The sequence below is a fragment of the Labrys methylaminiphilus subsp. lupini genome (assembly GCF_051161885.1).
In the GTDB taxonomy this organism is placed as follows: Bacteria; Pseudomonadota; Alphaproteobacteria; order Rhizobiales; family Labraceae; genus Labrys.
The window spans coordinates 1,525,664-1,544,438 of sequence record NZ_JBMDIH010000002.1 but is presented as its reverse complement, the minus strand read 5'-3'; the positions used below and the strand labels follow the sequence as shown (position 1 = coordinate 1,544,438).

Sequence of the window (18,775 nt, the reverse complement as noted above, 5' to 3'; positions counted from 1 at the left end):
GTCAGCCCGCTTTTCCGCCGGAGGATGGCGCATGGGCAAGCAGGGGGGAGCGCGCCGCGTAGATCAGCGCTGCCGGAAGCGAGACGCCCAGAGCCGCGGCCCTCGTCAGCTGCGTGCCGCCACGCAGATAGCCGGGCCGGCGCGTCTCGCTGGCGATCACACGCAGGAGGGCGAAGAGCACTTTTGCCCAGCTTCGTCCGGTCTTGCGGCGGAAATAGGCGGTTTGCTGCATCAGGCGCGGGGCCGCCTCCATCATGGAGCGGGAATACCAGGTCCCGTTCTCCTGGTGATCATGATGTTCCGCTTTGAGGTCGGGATGGCGGATCAGGCGCAATCCGAGCTGCTTGAGGCGGTGCGAGAACTCGGCATCCTCGAAATAGCGCTCGAGCCTGGCATCGAAGCCGCCTGCAGTCAGGAAATCCCACCGGCTGATGGCGAGGGCACCGGTGGGCAGGAAAGTCAGGGCTTCGTCATCCTGCCCGGTCGAGGGCAAGCCATCTGCCCGGTCTATCGCTACCTGATGCGGCCAGACCGCGCCCAACACGGTCCGTGGCATCCGCCCCATCAGCGAGAGCAGATGGGGAATGAAGAACCTGTCGAGGGCCATGTCGTCGTCCATGAAGAGAAGGATGTCGCAAGACGCGGCTTCCGCACCGGTGTTGCGGGCCAGGGCGACATTGGCCTCAGCGAGGCTCATGCAGCGCAAGGAGGCGAAATGCTCCGAAAAGCGCTCCAGGGCCGAAAGATCCGCGCCGGGGGTCTGGTCGACGATCACGATGTCGAGATCGGCGGCGTGGTCGATGGTCGCCAGCCTCGTGAGCAGGTCGGGCAGCCTTTCAAGGCGACGGAAGGTCGGCACTATCACCGAGACGGCCGCAGTCATGGGCGCCCGTCTCCCTTGGCTATGCGCCGAGCCCAGAGATTGTCTTCCGGCAGCGGCTGCCCCGGAGAATAGGTCTTTCCGTCGACCGTCAGCACTTCATAGCCGAAGCCGGAGAAATAAGCGGGCAGGTCTGCGTCCGGGATCCCATAGCGGAAATGGGATGGCAGATGTTCGAACAGGATGTGGCGTGGCCTGAGTGTGGAGTGACGGAACATGTCGTCGATGACGGCAAGGTCATGGCCTTCGATGTCGACTTTCATGACGGCGATGTTTTCGATCCCCAGCCGACCGGCGAGGTCACCAATCGTCACGGCCATGGCCAGGAAGCCGCGCGCCTCACCCGGCTTCCTCGGGCGTGTAGTGCCGAGCGCGCCGGCTTCGGGAAGACCGAATTCGATGAAGTCGGAAGATCTCGAGAGCGGCGACGTCACCGGCAGGACACGATCCTCGGCCCCGCTCAGGCGGATATTGTCGAGAAGCCGGGCGCAAAGGCCGGGATGAGGTTCGATGGCGACGACACGCCCGCCTGGACCGGTCAGACGGGCGGCAGCCAGGCTGTACTGGCCGACATTGGCACCGACATCGACGATCGTCGCATCGGTTTCGATGAGGGACTGGAACAGTGCAAAACTCGCCGGCTCGTAGCTGCCCTCCTGGAACATGGCGTGCTGCACGTAGTCGATCAGGTCCAGCTTGAAGGTGCCATAGGCCAAGCGCGCCGTGACAAACCGGAACGGACGGCTGGAGCGCAGCCAGTCGTAGATCCGCAGCTTCAGCGGGTGGTCCGGCATACGAGCGTAAAACCGCAAGAGCCTGGCCCGCCAGGGCAGGGATGATGTCACGACCATTCCGGCCTTTCGATCGCGATCGGCACGGTCAGGCAGCCACGGTCATAGGACTGCTGGAAATCGAACCCCACCCCTCCCGGGTCGGACTGCACGACGTCGAAACGCACGGGCAGGGACAGGCGATGGAATTCCTCGACCCGCGGCTTGATCAGCCACAGATGGATCTCATAGCTGCCCCGTGCCAGCGGCAGCGGGCCGATCGCCAGGGAAATGCGATTGGCGCCAGGCTGGAGATCGAATTCCTGGCCATGCATCGGCGCCGTCGACGAATAGATAAGCTTGCGCCCCAACTCGTCGTGAATCTCGATTTCGATCGCTGCGCGCCGCCGATCGGGAGATTGGAGGACGCAGGTGAGAACGAGCCGGTCTCCATAGGCGATCTGGCTGGTGGCGAGCGTGGCGCTGGCGATATGGGGCCCCGGCGGGGGCCTGTCCTCGGTGACCGTGCCGTCATCGCTGCGGAACAAGGAGGCGTAATGAGCGATGGTTTCGGCAGCCGGTCCCTGATGCAGGATGCGTCCTCCATCGAGAAGGATGGCATTCTGGCACAGAGCGCCGACCGCACTGAGATTATGGCTGACCAGCAGGACGGTTCGGCCCCGGCCGGCTATCTCGTTCATCTTGCCCAGGCTCTTTTTCTGGAACTCGGCATCACCAACCGCGAGAACCTCGTCCACGACCAGGATTTCCGGTTCCAGATGGGCGGCGACGGCAAAGGCGAGACGCATATACATGCCGCTCGAATAGTGCTTGATCGGCGTGTCGATGAATTTCTCGACCCCGGAAAAGGCAACGATCGTGTCGAATTTTCGGGCGATCTCGACCCCTGTCATGCCGATGATGGCGCCATTCAGGCGAATGTTCTCCCGGCCGGTCAGCTCGGGATGAAAGCCGGTTCCCACCTCCAGAAGGCTGGCGATGCGCCCGCGAATTTCGACGCGTCCTCGCGTCGGCGCGGTGATGCGCGACAGGATCTTCAACAGCGTCGATTTTCCGGCGCCGTTTCGCCCGATGATCCCCACGACCTCTCCGGGCTGCACGTCGAAGGTGACGTCGGACAAGGCGAGGAAACGGTCCTGCTCGACGGCGGGCCTTCCCAGGCTGCCAAAGGGCCTGGTTACCGCACCGACCAGCGCTTCGCGAAAGGTGCGCAGCGAGGGATTGTAGCCGCCACGGGCATATTCCTTGCTCACGCCCATGGCGCGGATGCTGGGTGCGGTCATGGTCTAGGGAAGAGCCCGGCCGTTGTCAGAGGATGTCCGCAAAACGCCGCTCCACGCGTTCGAAATACCACACACCCAGGGCAACCAGCCCCAGCGACAGCATCAGGGACAAGCCGATGGATGGCCAGTCGAAGGGATGTCCCAGAAACACCGAGCGGAAACCCTCCACCAGGCCCGCCATCGGGTTGAGAAACAACAGCCATCGCCAGGGCTCGGGCACCAAGCTTGCCGGATAGACCACCGGGGTGACGAACATCCAGAACTGGAGCAGGAAGGGTACGACGAAGCGAAAGTCACGATAGGTGACCGTCAGAGCCGAGAGCCCGATGCCGACACCCAGGGCGCAAAGGATGGTGCCGGCGATCAGGAGGGGAGCCGCCAGCAGGTTCGCACTCCAGCCCACCCCATAGATCAGCATCATCGCCAGCAATATCACGGTCGCGATCACGAAATCGACTAGGCCGACGCCCGCGGAGGCCAATGGAATGATCAGCCGCGGGAAATAGACCTTGCCGACCAGATTGATGGAGCCAATCAGCGAGCCGGCCGCCGCCGACACGGTGTTGGAGAAGAAGATCCAGGGCAGCAGGCCTGCATAGACGAAGATCGGGTAGGGCGAACCGTCGGCGGGGATCTGGGCGAGACGCCCGAACAGCACGGAAAACACCACCATCAGCAAAACGGGCTGGATGATTGCCCAGGCAAAGCCCAGCACGGTCTGCTTGTAGCGAACCTTGACGTCGCGTTGCGTCAACACCCAGACGAGTTCGCGGTAGCGCCAAAGCTCGCGCAGGTCGGTGAGGCTCCACAACCGATCCGGACCGATGATCGTGACCACCTGCGGCAGTTCCGGTGGAAGCGGGTCGGCCCGCATCGGATCAGAATCGGCTTGAAACAAGATGGTCGACCTGTGCGGCGAACTGGGAGAAGGCAAAGCGGCTGGGGCGCTCCGGGTCGGGCCGGTCTCTATCGAGACAGGCAATGATCGCCTCGGCGAGAGCCTGGGGAGCGTCAGGGTCAATGAGGGTGCCGAGTTTTCCGTCCGCCAGGGCATCGCAGCTGCCATCTTGGTTGGTCGCGATGATGGGCAGTCCCGTGGCGGCGGCCTCCAGGAAGACGATGCCGAACCCCTCTCCCGTGCTCGGCATGGCAAAGACGTCTGCCAGGCGGTAGATATCCGGCAGTTGGTCATGGGGGACCGGCCCGGTGAAGCGGATCAGGTTTGATACCCCCAGCCGTCGCCCGATCCCGGCGAGGCGGTCGTGATCGTCCCCATCGCCGGCGATGAGGTAGAGTATGTCCGGATAGCGGCGGCTGATCCGAGGCAAGGCCTCGATGACGCGGTCGTGGCCCTTGTAGCGTTCCTGCGAGGACAGGCGGCCCACGGTGAGGATCACCTTGCGCCCCCGCGTGCCCAGCCGATCGATGAGATCGGCAGGCGGCGTACCAGGCGAAAAGCGCTCTTCGACCGTATTCGGTAGAACATGCAGGCGTTCGGGTTCGATGTCGCACCATGCCAAGGCGCGTCTGCGCGTCGCCCGGCTGACTGCCGTGATCAATCGGGCCTGTCGCGTGGCCTGGCGGATGGCGAGGTTCGGCCTGGCCCAGCTCTCGATGCCGTGCAGCTGCAGCCAGAGCGGTATGCGTGCCAGCCTGGAGAGAGCCGCCGCCAGCGGCGCCATGAAGAGGTGGCCGCAGAAGATCAGATCATACCGTTGTGAAAGCGCCTGCTTGAAGGCCGTCAGACTATAGTCCATCCGGCCCGTCCGTGATGCGAGCTGGACGATAGGGGCGGGCAGATCCGTCGAGGTACCGGCCGACCGGGGCAGGACGACGACATCCCCGACTGTGGCGCTTGCAGCCAAAGCGGTGAGAAAATCCCGGTTGTAGCGGGCAATGCCGCCCGCCATACCCCAGCCATCAGTCAACAGAGCCAGCACCTTCAATCGCCGCGGCGCCACGTCATGGGAACTGGCGGTGGACAATGCGGCTCCAGTCTCGTGCCCAGCCGTACCGGGGTGGCTTGCGCCGGGCGGGCAGTGAACCAAAAGGGGAAGCCTGCATCCACTCAGCGATCGGCAGGGCAAACCCGGTCTTGGGGCGGTCAAGCACGGCTTGCGGCAAGGGCTGCGCCGGAGCCCGGGCAAGCGCCGTCTTGCCGGCAATGCCCCGCAAATCGAGCTGGGCCGAACGCTTGAGCACTTCGCTGTCGACCAGGGGTGTTCTGATCTCAACCGAGTGCGCCATGCCGGCCCAATCGGCATCGCGGAGCAATTGGTTGCGCAGATAAAGGCTCGACTCCAGCGTCGCGATGCGGGCGAAGGGGCGCTTTGATCGTCCCTGCAACTGGGCCTTGATCAGCTTCAAGGGGCCGAGGCGGCGCAGGCCTTCCTCGATGGTGTCGCGATCGAGGACCTCGCCGAGCTCCCATGGCAGGTAAAGCCCGCGCTTGAGCAGATAGGCACCAGCATAGGACCCCCCATATTCGGGCAGGCCGGCGAGTTTGGGATGAAGGCGCAGCCGCTCGACAAGCGGTTTGCCGAGGCGGCGCAGGCCCTTGCCGAGAAGCGGGATGCATGAAGGCACCCGCAAGGCGCTTACCCATCGCGGGATGTCCCGGAAGGAGGGGTAGCCGCCCAGGAGCTCGTCGCCGCCCAGGCCCGACAGCACCGCCTTGAGGCCGAGCTCGCGGGCCGTCTTGGCGGCAAACCAGGTGTTGAGGCCATCGATGCTCGGCTGGTCCATGGCGTCGAAGAAAGGCTGCAGATCGGCTTCGAACTCGCTTCTGGAGACCATCCGCGTGACATGGTGGGTGCCGTAGAAGCGCGCGATCTCGGCGGCATGGGAGGTTTCGTCTGCCGACGTGTTGGCGAATTCCTCAAATCCGATTGTAATGGTTTTGATTTGCCGGGCACCGGCATCGCGCATGAGGCCGACAAGGGCGGCGGAATCGACACCGGCCGAAAGAAAGGCGCCAACCTCGACATCCCCGGCCAGATGGTGCCTTACCGAATCCAGGGCAATATCGGCAAAGGCTGCGGGATTATCGTGCCTTTGCCCCGGATTGTGCTCTGCGGCGTCATAGACGGACGCCACCCGGTGGTAGGTTTGCGGCACCTGTGCGCCGGCGCGGTCGACCAGCATGGTCGATCCTGCCGGCAGGGCCCGAACCTCGCGAAAGCAGGTATGGGGTTCGGGCACGCTACCGAGCAGGTAGAAGCCGACATCCCCGGCGGGGTCGCGGTCGCGCGAGACGCCGCCTCCGGCAATCAGTGTCTTGACCTGGCTGGCGAAGCGGAAGACCCAGCCGTCATCGCTGTAATAGAGCGGCTTGATGCCATAGGGATCGCGCGCCAGAAACAGCGAGCGGGCGCTCGTATCGTAGATGGCGAAAGCGAACATGCCGCGCAGCCGCGCAACCATCGCCTCGCCGCAGCGGGCGTAGAGATGCAGCAGCACCTCGGTGTCGGATTGGGTTCTGAATTCTGCACCTTCCTTCTGCAGAGCTTCGCGCAAGGCGAGGTGATTGTAGATTTCGCCGTTGAAAACGATGACATGGCGGCCATCGGCGCTCGTCATCGGTTGCGAGGCGCGGTCTGCGAGATCGATGATGGCCAGGCGGCGATGGACCAGGCCGAGGCGTTCTGCCGGATCGAACCATTCGCCGCTGGCATCCGGGCCGCGCCGAGCCATGTGCTGGCTCATCGCACTCAGTTCCGTGCGGCTGATGGCGTTGGCTGCATAGTGATAGGCGAAGATGCCCGCGACGCCGCACATCAGGCAGGGAGCCATTCGCCGGTGTTCTGGACAGCATGCATCACGGAACCGAACCTTCTGGCTGGGCAGGCGCGGACGGGCTTAGGCCGAGATCGTCGAGTCTTGCCTGGTTCATGCCGTCTGCCTGGCGCAGCAGCGCGGTGAGCTGGGTGCGCGTGGCGAGGCTTGCCGAAAGGGTCAGGCGCATGACGAGCTTGTCGGAAGTCTCGAAGCGGTCCCAGCCGCCGGCGATATCCTGCGCCACGCGGCGGCGGAGGTCGTCGGGAAGAGCGGTCCACAGCGGCAGGGCGAAGAGAGCGCGGCTCGCCATCAAGACCGATTCATTCGGCCCCATCAGCGCCGACAGGCGCAGGGCCTGCGCGACCTCAGCCATGCCTTCGCCGCCGGCGAGCCGGGCCGTGGCCAGATCAAGCCAGGCGCTGCTCGACAGAGGCTGGCGTGTCAGCAGACGGCTGGCGGCCTTGATCCTGTCGACGGGCTGGTTCTGCGGGATGGCGGATTGCATGGCGGCCTCGGCCAGGGCCCCAGTTTCCAGCGTTGTCGCAAAGCTTTGGAGGGCGGCTATGTCGCTGCTTTCCTCGGCCAGGCGCTCGGCGAGCGCAAAACCGAGGACCGGGACCGAGCGCCAGACCGCAAGGCCGGCCACAGCGACGCAAAGGACCGCCGTGCCTATCCGCGCTATCCGACTGCTCATTTCTCGTAATATTTCCGGTAGTAGCGGCTGCCATAATAGTAGCCATAGGCAAAGCGGCCATACTTCTTGGCCTTGTCGTCCATGATGTGATTGAACACGATGCCGGCGACTTTCTTCTGGCCGGCGATCTGGCGCAGTGATTGCTGCACCATTTCGCGGGCCGTCGAGGCCCAGCGCACGATATAGATCACCTTGTCGACGAGATTGGACACGATCACCGGGTCGATCACCGGTCCCATCGGCGGCGTATCCACGATCACCACATCGAACCGGCTGCGCACCTTTGCCATCAGCGCCTTCATGCGTTCGGAGGCCAGAAGATCAGGCTGGTTCTTGCTCTCGCCACCCGCTGAAAGCGCCCAGATCCGAAGCTTTTCGCTGTAGAAGAGCGCCTGCTCGAGCTCGATCTCGCCCAGCAGGCACTCGATCAGGCCGGGGCCCTTGTCTGTCCTCAATTGCGAGGAAGCCGAGGGGTGGCGCAGGTCGCAATCGATGAAGAGCACGTTCTGGCCCGACTGGGCCGCCGAGGTCGCCATCATCAGGGCGATCGTCGTCTTGCCTTCGCCCGGCAGGGTCGACGTCACCTGCACCACCTTGGGAGGATGGTCGACATCGCTCATCTGCATGGCGCTGCGCAGGGAGCGTATGGCCTCCGAACTGCGCGCTAACGGCATTCGCAAGGGGTATTCGGGCAGGCTGAGGATGCGGCCGCTCTCGTCCTTGGTGCGGGGCGTGAAGCGGGATATCGAAGCCAGCAGCGGCATTTCGAGGAGGGCTTCGATCTCGCGCGGCGTGGTGAAGCCGGCGTTCAGCGCCTCTTTCAGATAGGCCGCCCCAATCCCAACGATGAGCCCGAGGATGAGCGAGGTCAGGATGATCTGGGTGCGCTTCGGGGAAGAGGGGATGCCGGGCGCCACGGCGGGCGTGATGATCCGCGCGTCGCGGGCTTCGAAGGTCGACTGTTCCTGGGTCAGGCGCGCGCGTTGCAGGAAATCCTCGAACAGGCTCTTGTTGACGGCGGCGGTCCGCTCGAGCTCGCGCAGGGTGATCGTCTTGGATGCGTCGAGGTCGGATTGCCCGGACGCCTCCTTCAAGGCTTGCTCGGCCGCGTCCTGCCGGGCCAGAGCGAGATTGTAGTTGTTCCTGACATCGCTGGCGATCTGGCGCAGTGTATTGGCGATGCTGCGGCGCACATCGGACAATTGGGCACGGACGTTGACGACCTGGGGATGGGCGCCCGTATAGCGCGCCAGGAGATCCGCCTCCTGGCGGGACAGGTCGTTTTCCTGCCGCCGAAGATCGGCCAGCACGCCTGAATTGGCCGCCTCGGGCAAGGCGTCGAGCTTGCCGCGTTCGGCCTGGATCTTGGTCAGCAGATCCAGATGCGACTTCTTTTCGGCCGTGTCGGCGCGCGCCGATACCAGCCGGCCGTTCAATTGGGTGAGCTGCTCCTGATTGAGCGTCGCACCGGGGACGGCTTGCGCGAGATTGTTGTCGGCCCGGAACCTCGCCACCGCTTCCTCTGAGAGGCGCAATTGCTGGCGTAGCTCCACCAGCCGATCGTTCAGCCAGTTCGAGGCGCGCTTGGCCGCCTCGAAGCGGGCGTCGAGCTTATCGACGACATAGGCATCGGCAATCGCATTGGCCAGTTTCATGGCCTTGGCCGGGCTGTCGGAGGTGTAGGAGACGTTGATCACATAGGCCTGACCGGCCCTGGAGATCAATACCGCATTCTTGAGGCCTTCCACCGCAGCGACCATGTCCGGAGACATGTCGTCGTCTGACCCGCCTGCAGGAGCCGATGCTGCCGATGGGGAGGAACCGGCATTGTCCTGGGACGGCTGGGCGGGAGTGCCGCCGCCGAGCAGGCCTTCCTTGAGCACCACGCGCTTGAGCAGGACGGTGGAGCGCATTACGGCGATCTCGCTCTCGACCACGGACAGATCGAGAGCGGTGTCGGTGTAGATGGAGTCCGGACCAGCGGCCTTTTCCTTGCGGGGGTCCAGCAGCAATTGGGTGGTGGCGGTGTAGAGCGGTGTTTGCCTGGCGACATAGACCGCCCCCAACAGTGCAGCCAGGATGGTCCAGGCAAGGATGAAGGCCCATTGGCGCCAGACGAAGTTGACGGTATCGCGGACATCGAATCCGCTGCCCTGGGTTTCGCTGTCGTCCAATCCGCGTAACCTCGTGTCGAGACGGTTCAACATCTGGCGCCGTTCCTTGCTTTCGCTCCGCAGCCCCGATCGTCGTCAGGGATCCATCTGCAGTTCATGACAGCCTCTAGTCCGACAGATTCGCGTTGGAACTGGCCCATTGCGACACGCCGGCTCCCAGCAAGGCCATGAAGGTCAACGAGATCGCCTGGATCTGCAGGCTGAAATCGACGAGCGCATGCACGCCCAGGAGCACACCGGCACCGGCGGCGCAGATTAGCGGAGCCCGGTGCCGCCGTCGGCGAAACACGCCGACGGCACAAACGCCAACGAGCCAGGCGACCAGAGTTATCATCATGGTTCCGAATACAAGGCCAAGGCCCTGCAAAACCTCAAGATAAGTGTTGTGAGCTTTGTCCCACACGCCGGTCGTCGAGATCGACTGATCGCGATAGACGGGGAAAATGTCGGTAAAAGTGCCGTAGCCGAAGCCCGAGAACGGAGCATCCTGAAGGGAGCGGACCATGATGTCGTTGACGGCCGCCCGCTTCGTATCTGTGAGGCCGGAGGCGGCGATGCGCCCGAAAACGGTGTCGCCCAGCAAGGCGACCGCACCACCTATAGCCAGCAGCGGCAGAAGGAGCACCGAAATCCGCTCGACGATGGATCTGCCCGATCGGGGGAACGACAAAACCAATATGCACGCGATAGCGGTGGCGGTGGCGATGACGCCTCCACGCGAACCGCTTGCCATCAGGGCGCTCAGAGCGACCAATCCCGCGCCGATCTCTACCCAATGGAGTTGAGCCATCGGCGGGAGGAAACGGCCTGAGCGGCGGAGATCGAGGCCGACCGCCGGTGCCGCCCCGGCTCTCAAGGCCCTGAGCCATAGGGTCAAAGCGATGATGACGCCGATGCCGGCGTAGGCCGCCAGGCTGTTGCGGTTGATGAAGGTCGATCGCACCAGGCCGGGGGCGGAACCGTCGAGATAGGGAATTTTCGAAGCCTCGAAAACCGCGAGATAGAGTCCCAACGCTGCATAGACGGCGATGATGGTCATGATCGCATAGAGCAGCAGATGTGCCCGGGAGGCCGAGCGGCAGAGCTGGAGCGCCAGCCAGAACACGCTGGCGTCGGTGATCAGGCGGAGGAGCCCGAGTGCGCTCGCACCGGGATCGACACTGATCGTGCCGGGGAGGGGTTCGCCGAGCGCCTGGGCAGCCAACGGCCAGATGGGGTGAACCAAGGAGGGCGGCATCCCCGGTGAAATCTGCAGGAGAATCCAGGCGACGACACCAATGAAAAGGCCTATCGGGACCAAGAGATAGCGTGCGGCCACCGCATGGGGCCGGCCCAGGACGACCCGGCTGAGTTCGTAGGCGATGACCAGCCCCGGGAACAGGATGCCGTTCACGCCCCAAGCTATCGGCCTGTTGCTGCCGAGCCAGGCCGGAGCCCAGGCAAGGCCGAGGATGAGCGCCACGAGGAGAAGGCTCTCGATCACGCCCGCCGCCGTCCTTGCCCCGGCAAGGGATGCCGGGCGCTCATCCACAAGCGTGCCGTTCGCCACCTTCGCCAGCCCCGATCTCGACTTCCCGTTTTGCCATGCTACCGCCGTTAGGGTGAAACGACCTGTTTCACCCTCTGTCCGACATCTGAAGGCCGGCTTGCGCCGGCTGGAGCAAAGCGCGCTCATGCTGAAACGCGGCTTTACGCCAACTCCATGTTTCCAAGCCAATCCAACGGATTGGCTAGAGCGTTTTTGCGATTCTTGGCGATACCGCCAAATTGCAAAACGCTTTAACTTCAAACCGCCTCCAGCGCTCGCCGTGGCAGATTGATTTCCACGGCCCGGCCCATGATTTCCAACAGCACGCGGGCGCGTTCATTGGGATCGAGGCGCATCAAGGGGCCGATGCTTTCGGTAAAGGGACCCAGCTTCACGCGAACCGTTTGCCCCTGCGAAAGATCACGATCGAGCCGCGCGATGCCGTCGGCATCGACATAGGTCAGGATCGTTTCGACCACGCCATCGGGCACGGCGAGCGGCAGGCTGGAACCCATCACCACCTGCACCACCCCGATGGTGCCGTTGATCGAGCGCCAGCGTTCGCGCTCCAGATCGAGGCGTACGAACAGATAGCCGGGAAAGAGAGCGTGGAGGACGGTCCGGCGCTTGCGTGCATGCATGACGGTGCGCTGCGTGCGCGGCAGGAAAACCTCGAAGCCCTGCGCTTCCAGATTGAAGCGCGCGGTTTCCTCCGAGCGGACGCGTGTCTGTGCGACATACCAGCGCTGCCCGCCTGCATTGGCCCGGAGCAGGCCGGATAGGGGCCCGCTCATGATTGCGTTCGGCACGAGAGAGCGTTCGGGGCCTGCGCCCCTTCGATGCCGGCTCCAGGATTGGCAAACGCGTCGTTGCTGAACAACATGGCCTCAGGCTCGCGGAAAAGAACGGGGCTGGCAACCATCAATTTCGACTTATCGGCAAGTTGGGGGGAACCGACGAGGTCCAGCCAGCGGCGTTGTGGGGGCTTTGATAGACAGGCGCAAAGCAGCCCCTCGGGCTGCCCGAGGCCGTGGCGAGTGTCGCGAATCGCTGGCGCGCCAGCGCCGTCAGCAGGGAGGTGAGAGTCCGGTCGGCGCATTGCATTGCGGCCCTGATGGGCGTGCCGCAGGTCAGCGAATAGGGTTTGATGCCGGTCTTTTCCCGAACGCAGTCCCGCCGCACCGCGGCAATTGGCGACCTGGGATCGAGGCCACGCAGCATCATGATCTTTTGGAGCCTGTCCATACATCCTGTCCGGCACTGCGGACTGGATTCGGCCAGTTCGTCGAAGGCGCGCAGCAGGCCGCGAGCGATCGCATTCATTTGCTCGGGATTGGAGCGATTAGCCAGAGTGACTAGTGCGAAGGCCTGCTCAGGCTGTGCAACGGCCATTCGGTAGGACGTTTCTTCCAGGGCCTGCCCACCATGGGGATGGACCGCAAGCAGCCTGAGCATCTCCGGCGAAAGGTCTTCCCGCGCCTGCTCGCAACCGAGTGGATCCGCTTCCGAGACGCAGGTCGGAGCATTGGTGGCCTGGGCCTGTGCAGCAGCGACGTGCCACAAGCAGGCAAGAATTGGCAGCGTGAGCCTCGCCAGCATGGTTGATGGCTCCCTAAGGCGTTTTGCGATCTGCCGGCATTGGCAAGAATCGCAAGGATGCGTCCAAACAAAGAGCTGCAGCATAGCGCGTTCCCATTTGAACGCGCTGATCTCTAGTAATGGTACGTCAATCCGACCGAGACGACATTCTGGTTGAACGAGCTGGTGGAATTGAAAAGGGCCGCTTGCCTGTATTTCGAATTGGAATGATTGAACTGGTATTCGAGCGTAAGGGCCATATTGCGCCATAGGTCGTAACGAAATCCTGCGCCAGCCGACCAGACCTGAGTTTGAGTGAGATTGGATATTGCATTGTATCGTGTTTGGCCATAGCCGGCCTGGACATAGGCCGACCACAGTTGTGACAGCGCGTAGTCGGCCTGAATGCGAGACTGGAATGTCCGGCCTGACGCCGATTGCATGGCCTGAGAGACGCTGCCATTGCCTGAGGGAAGCAGAACGGGGGTTTGCGAAAAGGAGAGCGACTGATCGGCAGAGGCGGCAATAGTGATGTATTGCGTGGGGTAATATGTGATCCTTCCGCCGAATGCAGGCTGGTTCGACGAGCCTGAGATGCGGCGCGATCCGCTGCGGGTCTGATAACCGACATAGACTTCGCCGCGCACGAGCCGGATCAGCTCCGAGCCGAGGCCTGTGGTCACGTGGTAGACGGAGTCGCCCTTGACGTTCTTGTCATATCGATGGAAATCGGCGCCACCTTCGATGAAGGCATAGATCTGCGGGGTCAGCATGGTGGTGGCGCGAAGCGCCACATAATAGTCCGTTCCATTGAACGGCATGGGGAAGCCGCTCTTTGCCTCGGCCCTGTCATCGGGGCGATCGAAGCTGGCGTAGATGACGCCGCCGGACAGGCGCAAGGAGGTCTGATCGGTCACCTTCTTTTCGATCGAGGCGCCGGCCTCATAGGTGTTGGTGAAAATCGAGGAATCGGTGAGCACGGCGCCCGGCCGTTGCCAGCTCTGATAGGGCGATGACCAGAAACCTGGGACGAACATGCCGTTGGCGCGGGTGAAATCGCCGTGCAGCCGGATGGTCAGATCCGGCAAGGGCGAATAGGTCCACGCCCCTCCGACCTTGGCAGTGATGCGACTGCTATCCTGATGCGACGGGTAGAGCTGGAAATCACCATTGGCATAGACGGCGAGGCGATGAATTCCGTCTTCCCAGGCCGCGTCCAGGCGTGGCTGGATCTGCAACCCCAGGGATGACTGGCGGTGCCGTGCCTGACCGTCGATATTGTCGTTGTATACCGTGCCGAGGAACAGGGATGGATAAACCAGCCAGCCGCCAAAGGGCAGTCCCTCGACATAGCTGGGGCTGGCGGTGATACCCAGTGTCTCGATCGTGGTCTGGCTGGGCGTGGCGTCGAGCGCCAATGCAGGTCGCAGGCCGAAGCCCGGAATGAGCGTCGTCACCGATGCCAGGAAAACCAGTGACGTTTTACGCAGCATGGGTACTCCTGGCTGTTACTAAAGCGTTTTACTCTAGAAGTAGCGCATGGGAACGCGGATGAGATCGCCCGGCAGAACGGGAATGTTCGACGAAATCGGGTATTTCTTGAATCCGGTTTCACCCACATGCTGAATGTCGATGGTGGACGTACTTGCCCTGTAGGTGGTTCCGCCGGCTACAGCCAGGGCGCTCATGATATTCAGGCCGCTCTTGTAATCGTACTCCCCGGGTTTGTTGACTTCCCCCAGAATGTAAAAGGGCCTGAAGCTGGCCAGGTCCACGGTGACCTTCGGGTCGCGCAGATACTCGCCGCTGAATTTGGTGGCGAGCGTCTTTTCCATCTGCTGCTTGCTCAGGCCCGCTGCCTTCACGGTACCGGCGAGTGGCAGGGACACGAAGCCAGCTGGATCGACCTGGTATTCCCCCGTAAGACGGTCCTCGCCGAAGACAGTGACCCTGATCTTGTCGCCGGCCTGGATATTCGGAGCTGCGACCGCCGTTTTCTGGATAAGGGCTTCCTGGTCGGCTTTCGAAGCGACGCCAACGGTGTCGTTCGCGCATGATGCAAGCAGTAGGCAGAAAACCAGGACGAGCGCCGAACACTGCCTCGATTGAATACCCATACGCGACACCCACAACCCCTCGCGCCTGAGATCGGATACGTAGACGCCGTAACGATAGGCGTAAGTGTGTTTTTTTGTCCAATAATTTCTCCGGTTTTCCTCGTGCATTATTTCGTTTCGTTAATGAACAAATTCATCTGGCTGATGAAGAAGGGTGTTGATAGCTCAAGCATCAAGGGTAATCTTAACGCTGTTTGGTTATAACTCGTAATGTTGATGATGGCGTTGCCAGAGGGGGAAGGTGTGTCGACTATCCCGCCTGGAACTAGAATTTACGCCGTTGGCGACATTCACGGCCGCCGGGATCTGCTGTTGCGGATGGACCAACGGATTTTGGCTGACCTCGAGGGCGGTATCACCGAACCTCTCGTGATTTTTCTGGGAGATTATGTCGACAGAGGCCCTGAATCTGCCGGTGTGATCGAGCACTTGTCCTCGTGCCGGTTCGGCGTCCCCATCAAGGCCTTGCGTGGCAATCACGAGGATTTGCTGTTGTCCTTTCTCGATGATCCCTCGGTTCTCGATAGCTGGCGTGGCCTCGGTGGCTTGGAAACGCTGCACTCCTATGGGGTCGACGTCAGTGAGGCCTTGCGCGGACGCGGCTACCGCCAGGCACGCGAACAATTTGAACGAAAACTGCCCCCCGCCCATCGGCGATTCCTGCAAGACACCGTTCTAAGCCATGCATGCGGGGATTATTTCTTCTGCCATGCCGGCGTGAAGCCACATGTTGCCCTTGATCGCCAGGCAGGCGGAGACCTCCTATGGATCCGGGACGAGTTTTTGAAGTTCGAGGGCAGCTTCGGCAAGATCGTGGTGCACGGCCATTCACCCGTCTCCCAGCCGGAAACGCACGCCAATCGGATCAATGTCGATACCGGCGCCTTTGCTACTTCCCGCCTCACCGCAGTCGTGTTGGAAGAAGCCGGGCGACGCTTCCTGAGTGCCACGCCATGAGGAGCAGCGGGGCCGATTGTCCAGGATCATGGCTGAGGACCGTAGCCTGGGAACCGCGACGTTTCTTCGCGATCACCCCGCAACTGTCGGTTGTGTTTCTGGGTTGGCCGCTTGACGTTGTTGTGGCCATATCTATTCTGGACCTGTAAGGAGCGTTGAATGCGGTCCCGAATCCCGACGTCATATAGTCCGCGTAAAATACGTCTATCGCTTTTCGACGTATTGTGGGTGATTGCAGCGCCGTTATTGACTCTGGCATTGCGAGATGTCGACCTTCTCGCCTGGCCGAATATGCCGTTCGACCTACCGGGACCCTATCTTTTCGTTTTTGTTACGATCGCATTCGCAATCCCGGCCCTGCTCATCTTTCGCGCCGGGGATGCAATCCAGAATACCTTTTCGGTCCCCGATCTCTATGCGATCTGCGCGGTGATCGCGTTGACGATCAGCGCCAGTGCCTTGCTTCTTTTCATGCTCACGCGGCTCGATGGCATACCACGGTCGACCCCTATCATCTACTCGCTCGTTCTCGGCGCAGGCCTGGCAGGGGGGCGGGCCTTCTCGAGGCTTGTCTCTCATGAGCGGGCCAGGGTCAGCGCCAAGCGCAATATCACCGATCTTCGCAAGGTCATCCTTGTCGGCACGGACCAGTTCGCGTGGCTCGTGATCAAGCTCATCGAGAGCCAATCGCCTGTCACCACGCAAATCATGTCGGTTCTCGACGAGGGGCCGTCGGCGACGGGAAGGTCGCTCAATGGCGTGCACGTGGCCGGACGGGTCGGTGATCTCGGGCGGATCGTCGACGAATATGCGCTGCATGGCGTGACCATCGAGGCCGTGTGGCTGTCCATGGAACCCGAGCAACTGGACACGGCCAGCCTTCGCTTCATCACGGATGAATGTGATCGTCGAGGCATTGCGCTCAAGAGCGTCGCACAGGCGCTCGAACTCATGCCCAAGGCTTCCGCGCGGCGGGCACAGGCATTGCCGACGGTCGTGGCTCGCGAGGCGGCGGCGGACCCTGCGGCCGGATTGCCACGCTATTTCGGTGTGAAGCGCGTCATCGATATCGTGGCTTCGGTTATACTCATGGTACTGCTGGCCCCTGTCTGGCTGCTGGTTGCAGCTCTCGTGCTTTTCGACGTCGGGCGTCCCCTGCATTTCTGGCAGCAGCGGGTAGGGCGTAGCGGTAGGCATTTCTTCATCTACAAGTTCCGCACCTATCACGCCCCCTATGATGCCAAGGGGCACGTGGTTCCCGGGGCCGAGCGTCTCTCGCCGATCGGTCGGCTCATCCGCAAGATGCGCCTCGACGAGATCCCGCAATTGTTGAACGTCCTCGCCGGCGAGATGTCCTTGATCGGCCCGCGCCCCCTTCTGCCGGCAGACCAACCTGCCAATCCCGGGCTCCGCCTGGCCGTACGGCCAGGCATCAGTGGCTGGGCGCAAGTCAATGGCGGCAATCTCGTGACCAGCGAGGAGAAGGACGCACTCGATGAATATTACATCGACAACGCATCCCTCGGGCTGGATCTGAAAATCGCCGTCATGACCATGATGTTCGTGTTCGGCGGCGAAAGGAGGGGAATTGCCGCGCTCAGTCGCGCCATGGCCGCACGCAGGGGCAGAAAGGCCCCGGCTCGGGGCCTGGCGGAGCAGCACTCTCCTCCGAACTATCGACGCTGACCGGGACGGCAGCGATCCAGCATGGCTTTGAAACAGCGCCGCGTTTTCCTGGTCAATCGCTATTTCCATCCCGATACGTCCGCGACCAGCCAAATCGCCTCCGATCTGGCGGCCTTCCTTGCCGAGCAGGGTTGGGACGTGACCGCCCTTACCGGTGCTGGCCGCTATGACGAACCCGCCCGCAGGCTGGATCCGGATGCGGCATTGCCCGGTGTTTCAATCTATCGTGTCGGTCCGGTGGTGGAAGCGGGCTCATCGCTCCTCAGACGGGCTGCCCTTGCCATGGCTGTTCACGCGACTCTGGCCTGGGAGCTTTTGCGACGCGCACGGGCTGGCGATATCGTTGTGGTCAAGACCGATCCGCCGCTGCTGAGCGTTTCGCTGCTGCCCATCATTGCGGTGAAGCGCCTCCGGCAGATCAACTGGCTGCAAGACGTGTATCCGGAAGTCGCAGCAGAGCTTGGCGTGAAGGCCGGCCAGGGGGTCTTGGGGGGCATCCTGCGCTGGCTGCGCAACGTCAGTCTTCGCCGTGCGGCCGTGAATGTAGCGGTTGGCGAAAGGATGAAGGCGATGATCGCCGGATTCGGCGTACCGACCGCCAGGGTCACGGCGATTTGCAACTGGTGCGATGACCAGCACATCGTGCCGGCTGGCCCTGAGCCCAACCGCTTACGCCGTGACTGGGGCCTACAGGACAAGTTCGTGATCGGCTATTCGGGCAATCTCGGCCGGGCGCATGAGGTCGATACCCTGATCGGCGCCGCGCGCCTGCTTCGAGACGAGCCCGGGATCGCGTTCTTGTTCATCGGGGATGGCTATCTCACCTCTTATCTCAAGCGGGCCGTTGCCGACCAAGGGCTGGACCGGATGTTTCGATTTCTGCCCTATCAGGACGCCGGCACACTGCCACAGTCCCTGACGGTGCCGGATATTCACTGGCTATCGCTCAATCCACGCCTGGAAGGTCTGATCGTGCCGAGCAAGTTCTACGGCATCGCTGCAGCCGGAAAGCCCATGATTGCAGTCATGGCGCCGGACGGCGAAATTTCCGACCTGATCCACCGGTTCGATTGTGGTGCCGTCATCACGCCCGGCGACAGCGCGGATTTTGCGAAAGTCGTCCGCGAATGGCGCCATCGGCCTGAGCTTTTGGTGCAGAAGGGGCGCAATGCGCGTGCCTTGATCGAGAGCGGATTTGACCGTGTTTCCTGCCTGCGCCGCTGGCAGGCGCTATTGTCATCCATGGGAAGCCCGCCGGAGGCCAAGCGCTGATTGGCGAGCTCCGGTCAAGGGGGAGTGGGCGCTGTCGG

The 18,775-nt window shown here is 62.6% G+C and carries 16 protein-coding genes; 3 read left to right on the top strand and 13 right to left on the bottom strand.

From position 1 onward, the window contains the following. Position 1: 1 nt before the first annotated feature. The 13 genes from ACN6KF_RS32740 to ACN6KF_RS32680 form a co-directional block, all read right to left on the bottom strand. On the bottom strand, positions 2-883 hold the full coding sequence (locus tag ACN6KF_RS32740) for a glycosyltransferase family 2 protein (RefSeq protein WP_434961049.1): 882 nt from the start codon (positions 881-883) through the stop codon (positions 2-4). Further along, on the bottom strand, positions 880-1,731 hold the full coding sequence (locus tag ACN6KF_RS32735) for an FkbM family methyltransferase (protein ID WP_434961048.1): 852 nt from the start codon (positions 1,729-1,731) through the stop codon (positions 880-882). The genes ACN6KF_RS32740 and ACN6KF_RS32735 overlap by 4 nt, the downstream gene beginning before the upstream one ends. Beyond that, on the bottom strand, positions 1,722-2,954 hold the full coding sequence (locus ACN6KF_RS32730; protein ID WP_434961047.1) for an ABC transporter ATP-binding protein: 1,233 nt from the start codon (positions 2,952-2,954) through the stop codon (positions 1,722-1,724). Before ACN6KF_RS32730 ends, ACN6KF_RS32735 begins: the two co-directional genes overlap by 10 nt. 25 nt (positions 2,955-2,979) lie before the next feature. Then, on the bottom strand, positions 2,980-3,828 hold the full coding sequence (locus ACN6KF_RS32725) for an ABC transporter permease (RefSeq protein WP_434961046.1): 849 nt from the start codon (positions 3,826-3,828) through the stop codon (positions 2,980-2,982). Positions 3,829-3,832: 4 nt separating this feature from the next. Next, complete coding sequence (locus ACN6KF_RS32720; protein ID WP_434961045.1) at positions 3,833-4,939, bottom strand: glycosyltransferase family 4 protein; 1,107 nt, start codon at positions 4,937-4,939, stop codon at positions 3,833-3,835. Further along, positions 4,917-6,746, bottom strand: coding sequence for an asparagine synthase (glutamine-hydrolyzing) (asnB, locus tag ACN6KF_RS32715; protein ID WP_434961044.1), 1,830 nt, complete (start codon positions 6,744-6,746; stop codon positions 4,917-4,919). The genes ACN6KF_RS32720 and asnB overlap by 23 nt, the downstream gene beginning before the upstream one ends. 25 nt (positions 6,747-6,771) lie before the next feature. Then, entirely contained in the window at positions 6,772-7,425 is a 654-nt protein-coding gene (locus tag ACN6KF_RS32710) for a hypothetical protein (RefSeq protein ID WP_434961043.1), read from the bottom strand. Next, positions 7,422-9,632 carry a GumC family protein gene (locus tag ACN6KF_RS32705; RefSeq protein WP_434961042.1) on the bottom strand — a complete coding sequence of 737 codons (2,211 nt, stop codon included), beginning with the start codon at positions 9,630-9,632 and terminating at the stop codon, positions 7,422-7,424. The genes ACN6KF_RS32710 and ACN6KF_RS32705 overlap by 4 nt, the downstream gene beginning before the upstream one ends. Positions 9,633-9,705: 73 nt before the next feature. Further along, a complete protein-coding gene (locus ACN6KF_RS32700; RefSeq protein WP_434961041.1) occupies positions 9,706-11,148 on the bottom strand; it encodes an O-antigen ligase family protein in 1,443 nt (480 codons plus the stop codon). A gap of 236 nt (positions 11,149-11,384) precedes the next feature. After that, positions 11,385-11,921 (bottom strand): transcription termination/antitermination protein NusG, encoded by a 537-nt coding sequence (nusG, locus tag ACN6KF_RS32695; RefSeq protein WP_434961040.1) that lies wholly within the window; start codon positions 11,919-11,921, stop codon positions 11,385-11,387. A gap of 127 nt (positions 11,922-12,048) precedes the next feature. After that, positions 12,049-12,810, bottom strand: coding sequence for a hypothetical protein (locus ACN6KF_RS32690; protein WP_434961039.1), 762 nt, complete (start codon positions 12,808-12,810; stop codon positions 12,049-12,051). Positions 12,811-12,839: 29 nt separating this feature from the next. Continuing rightward, a complete protein-coding gene (locus tag ACN6KF_RS32685) occupies positions 12,840-14,198 on the bottom strand; it encodes an outer membrane beta-barrel protein (protein WP_434961038.1) in 1,359 nt (452 codons plus the stop codon). 33 nt (positions 14,199-14,231) lie between these two features. Continuing rightward, the gene (locus ACN6KF_RS32680) at positions 14,232-14,930 is read right to left on the bottom strand and encodes a polysaccharide biosynthesis/export family protein (RefSeq protein WP_434961037.1); all 699 of its coding nucleotides are present in this window, start codon (positions 14,928-14,930) and stop codon (positions 14,232-14,234) included. A gap of 102 nt (positions 14,931-15,032) precedes the next feature. On the opposite strand from ACN6KF_RS32680, the gene ACN6KF_RS32675 reads away from it, so the two are divergent. From ACN6KF_RS32675 to ACN6KF_RS32665, 3 genes are all read left to right on the top strand, one after another. After that, a complete protein-coding gene (locus tag ACN6KF_RS32675; RefSeq protein WP_434961036.1) occupies positions 15,033-15,779 on the top strand; it encodes a metallophosphoesterase family protein in 747 nt (248 codons plus the stop codon). Between the two features lie 246 nt (positions 15,780-16,025). After that, on the top strand, positions 16,026-17,465 hold the full coding sequence (locus ACN6KF_RS32670) for a sugar transferase (protein WP_434961035.1): 1,440 nt from the start codon (positions 16,026-16,028) through the stop codon (positions 17,463-17,465). Between the two features lie 21 nt (positions 17,466-17,486). Beyond that, positions 17,487-18,737: a glycosyltransferase family 4 protein gene (locus ACN6KF_RS32665; RefSeq protein ID WP_434961034.1), complete on the top strand. Its 1,251-nt coding sequence runs from the start codon at positions 17,487-17,489 to the stop codon at positions 18,735-18,737. Positions 18,738-18,775: the final 38 nt, after the last annotated feature.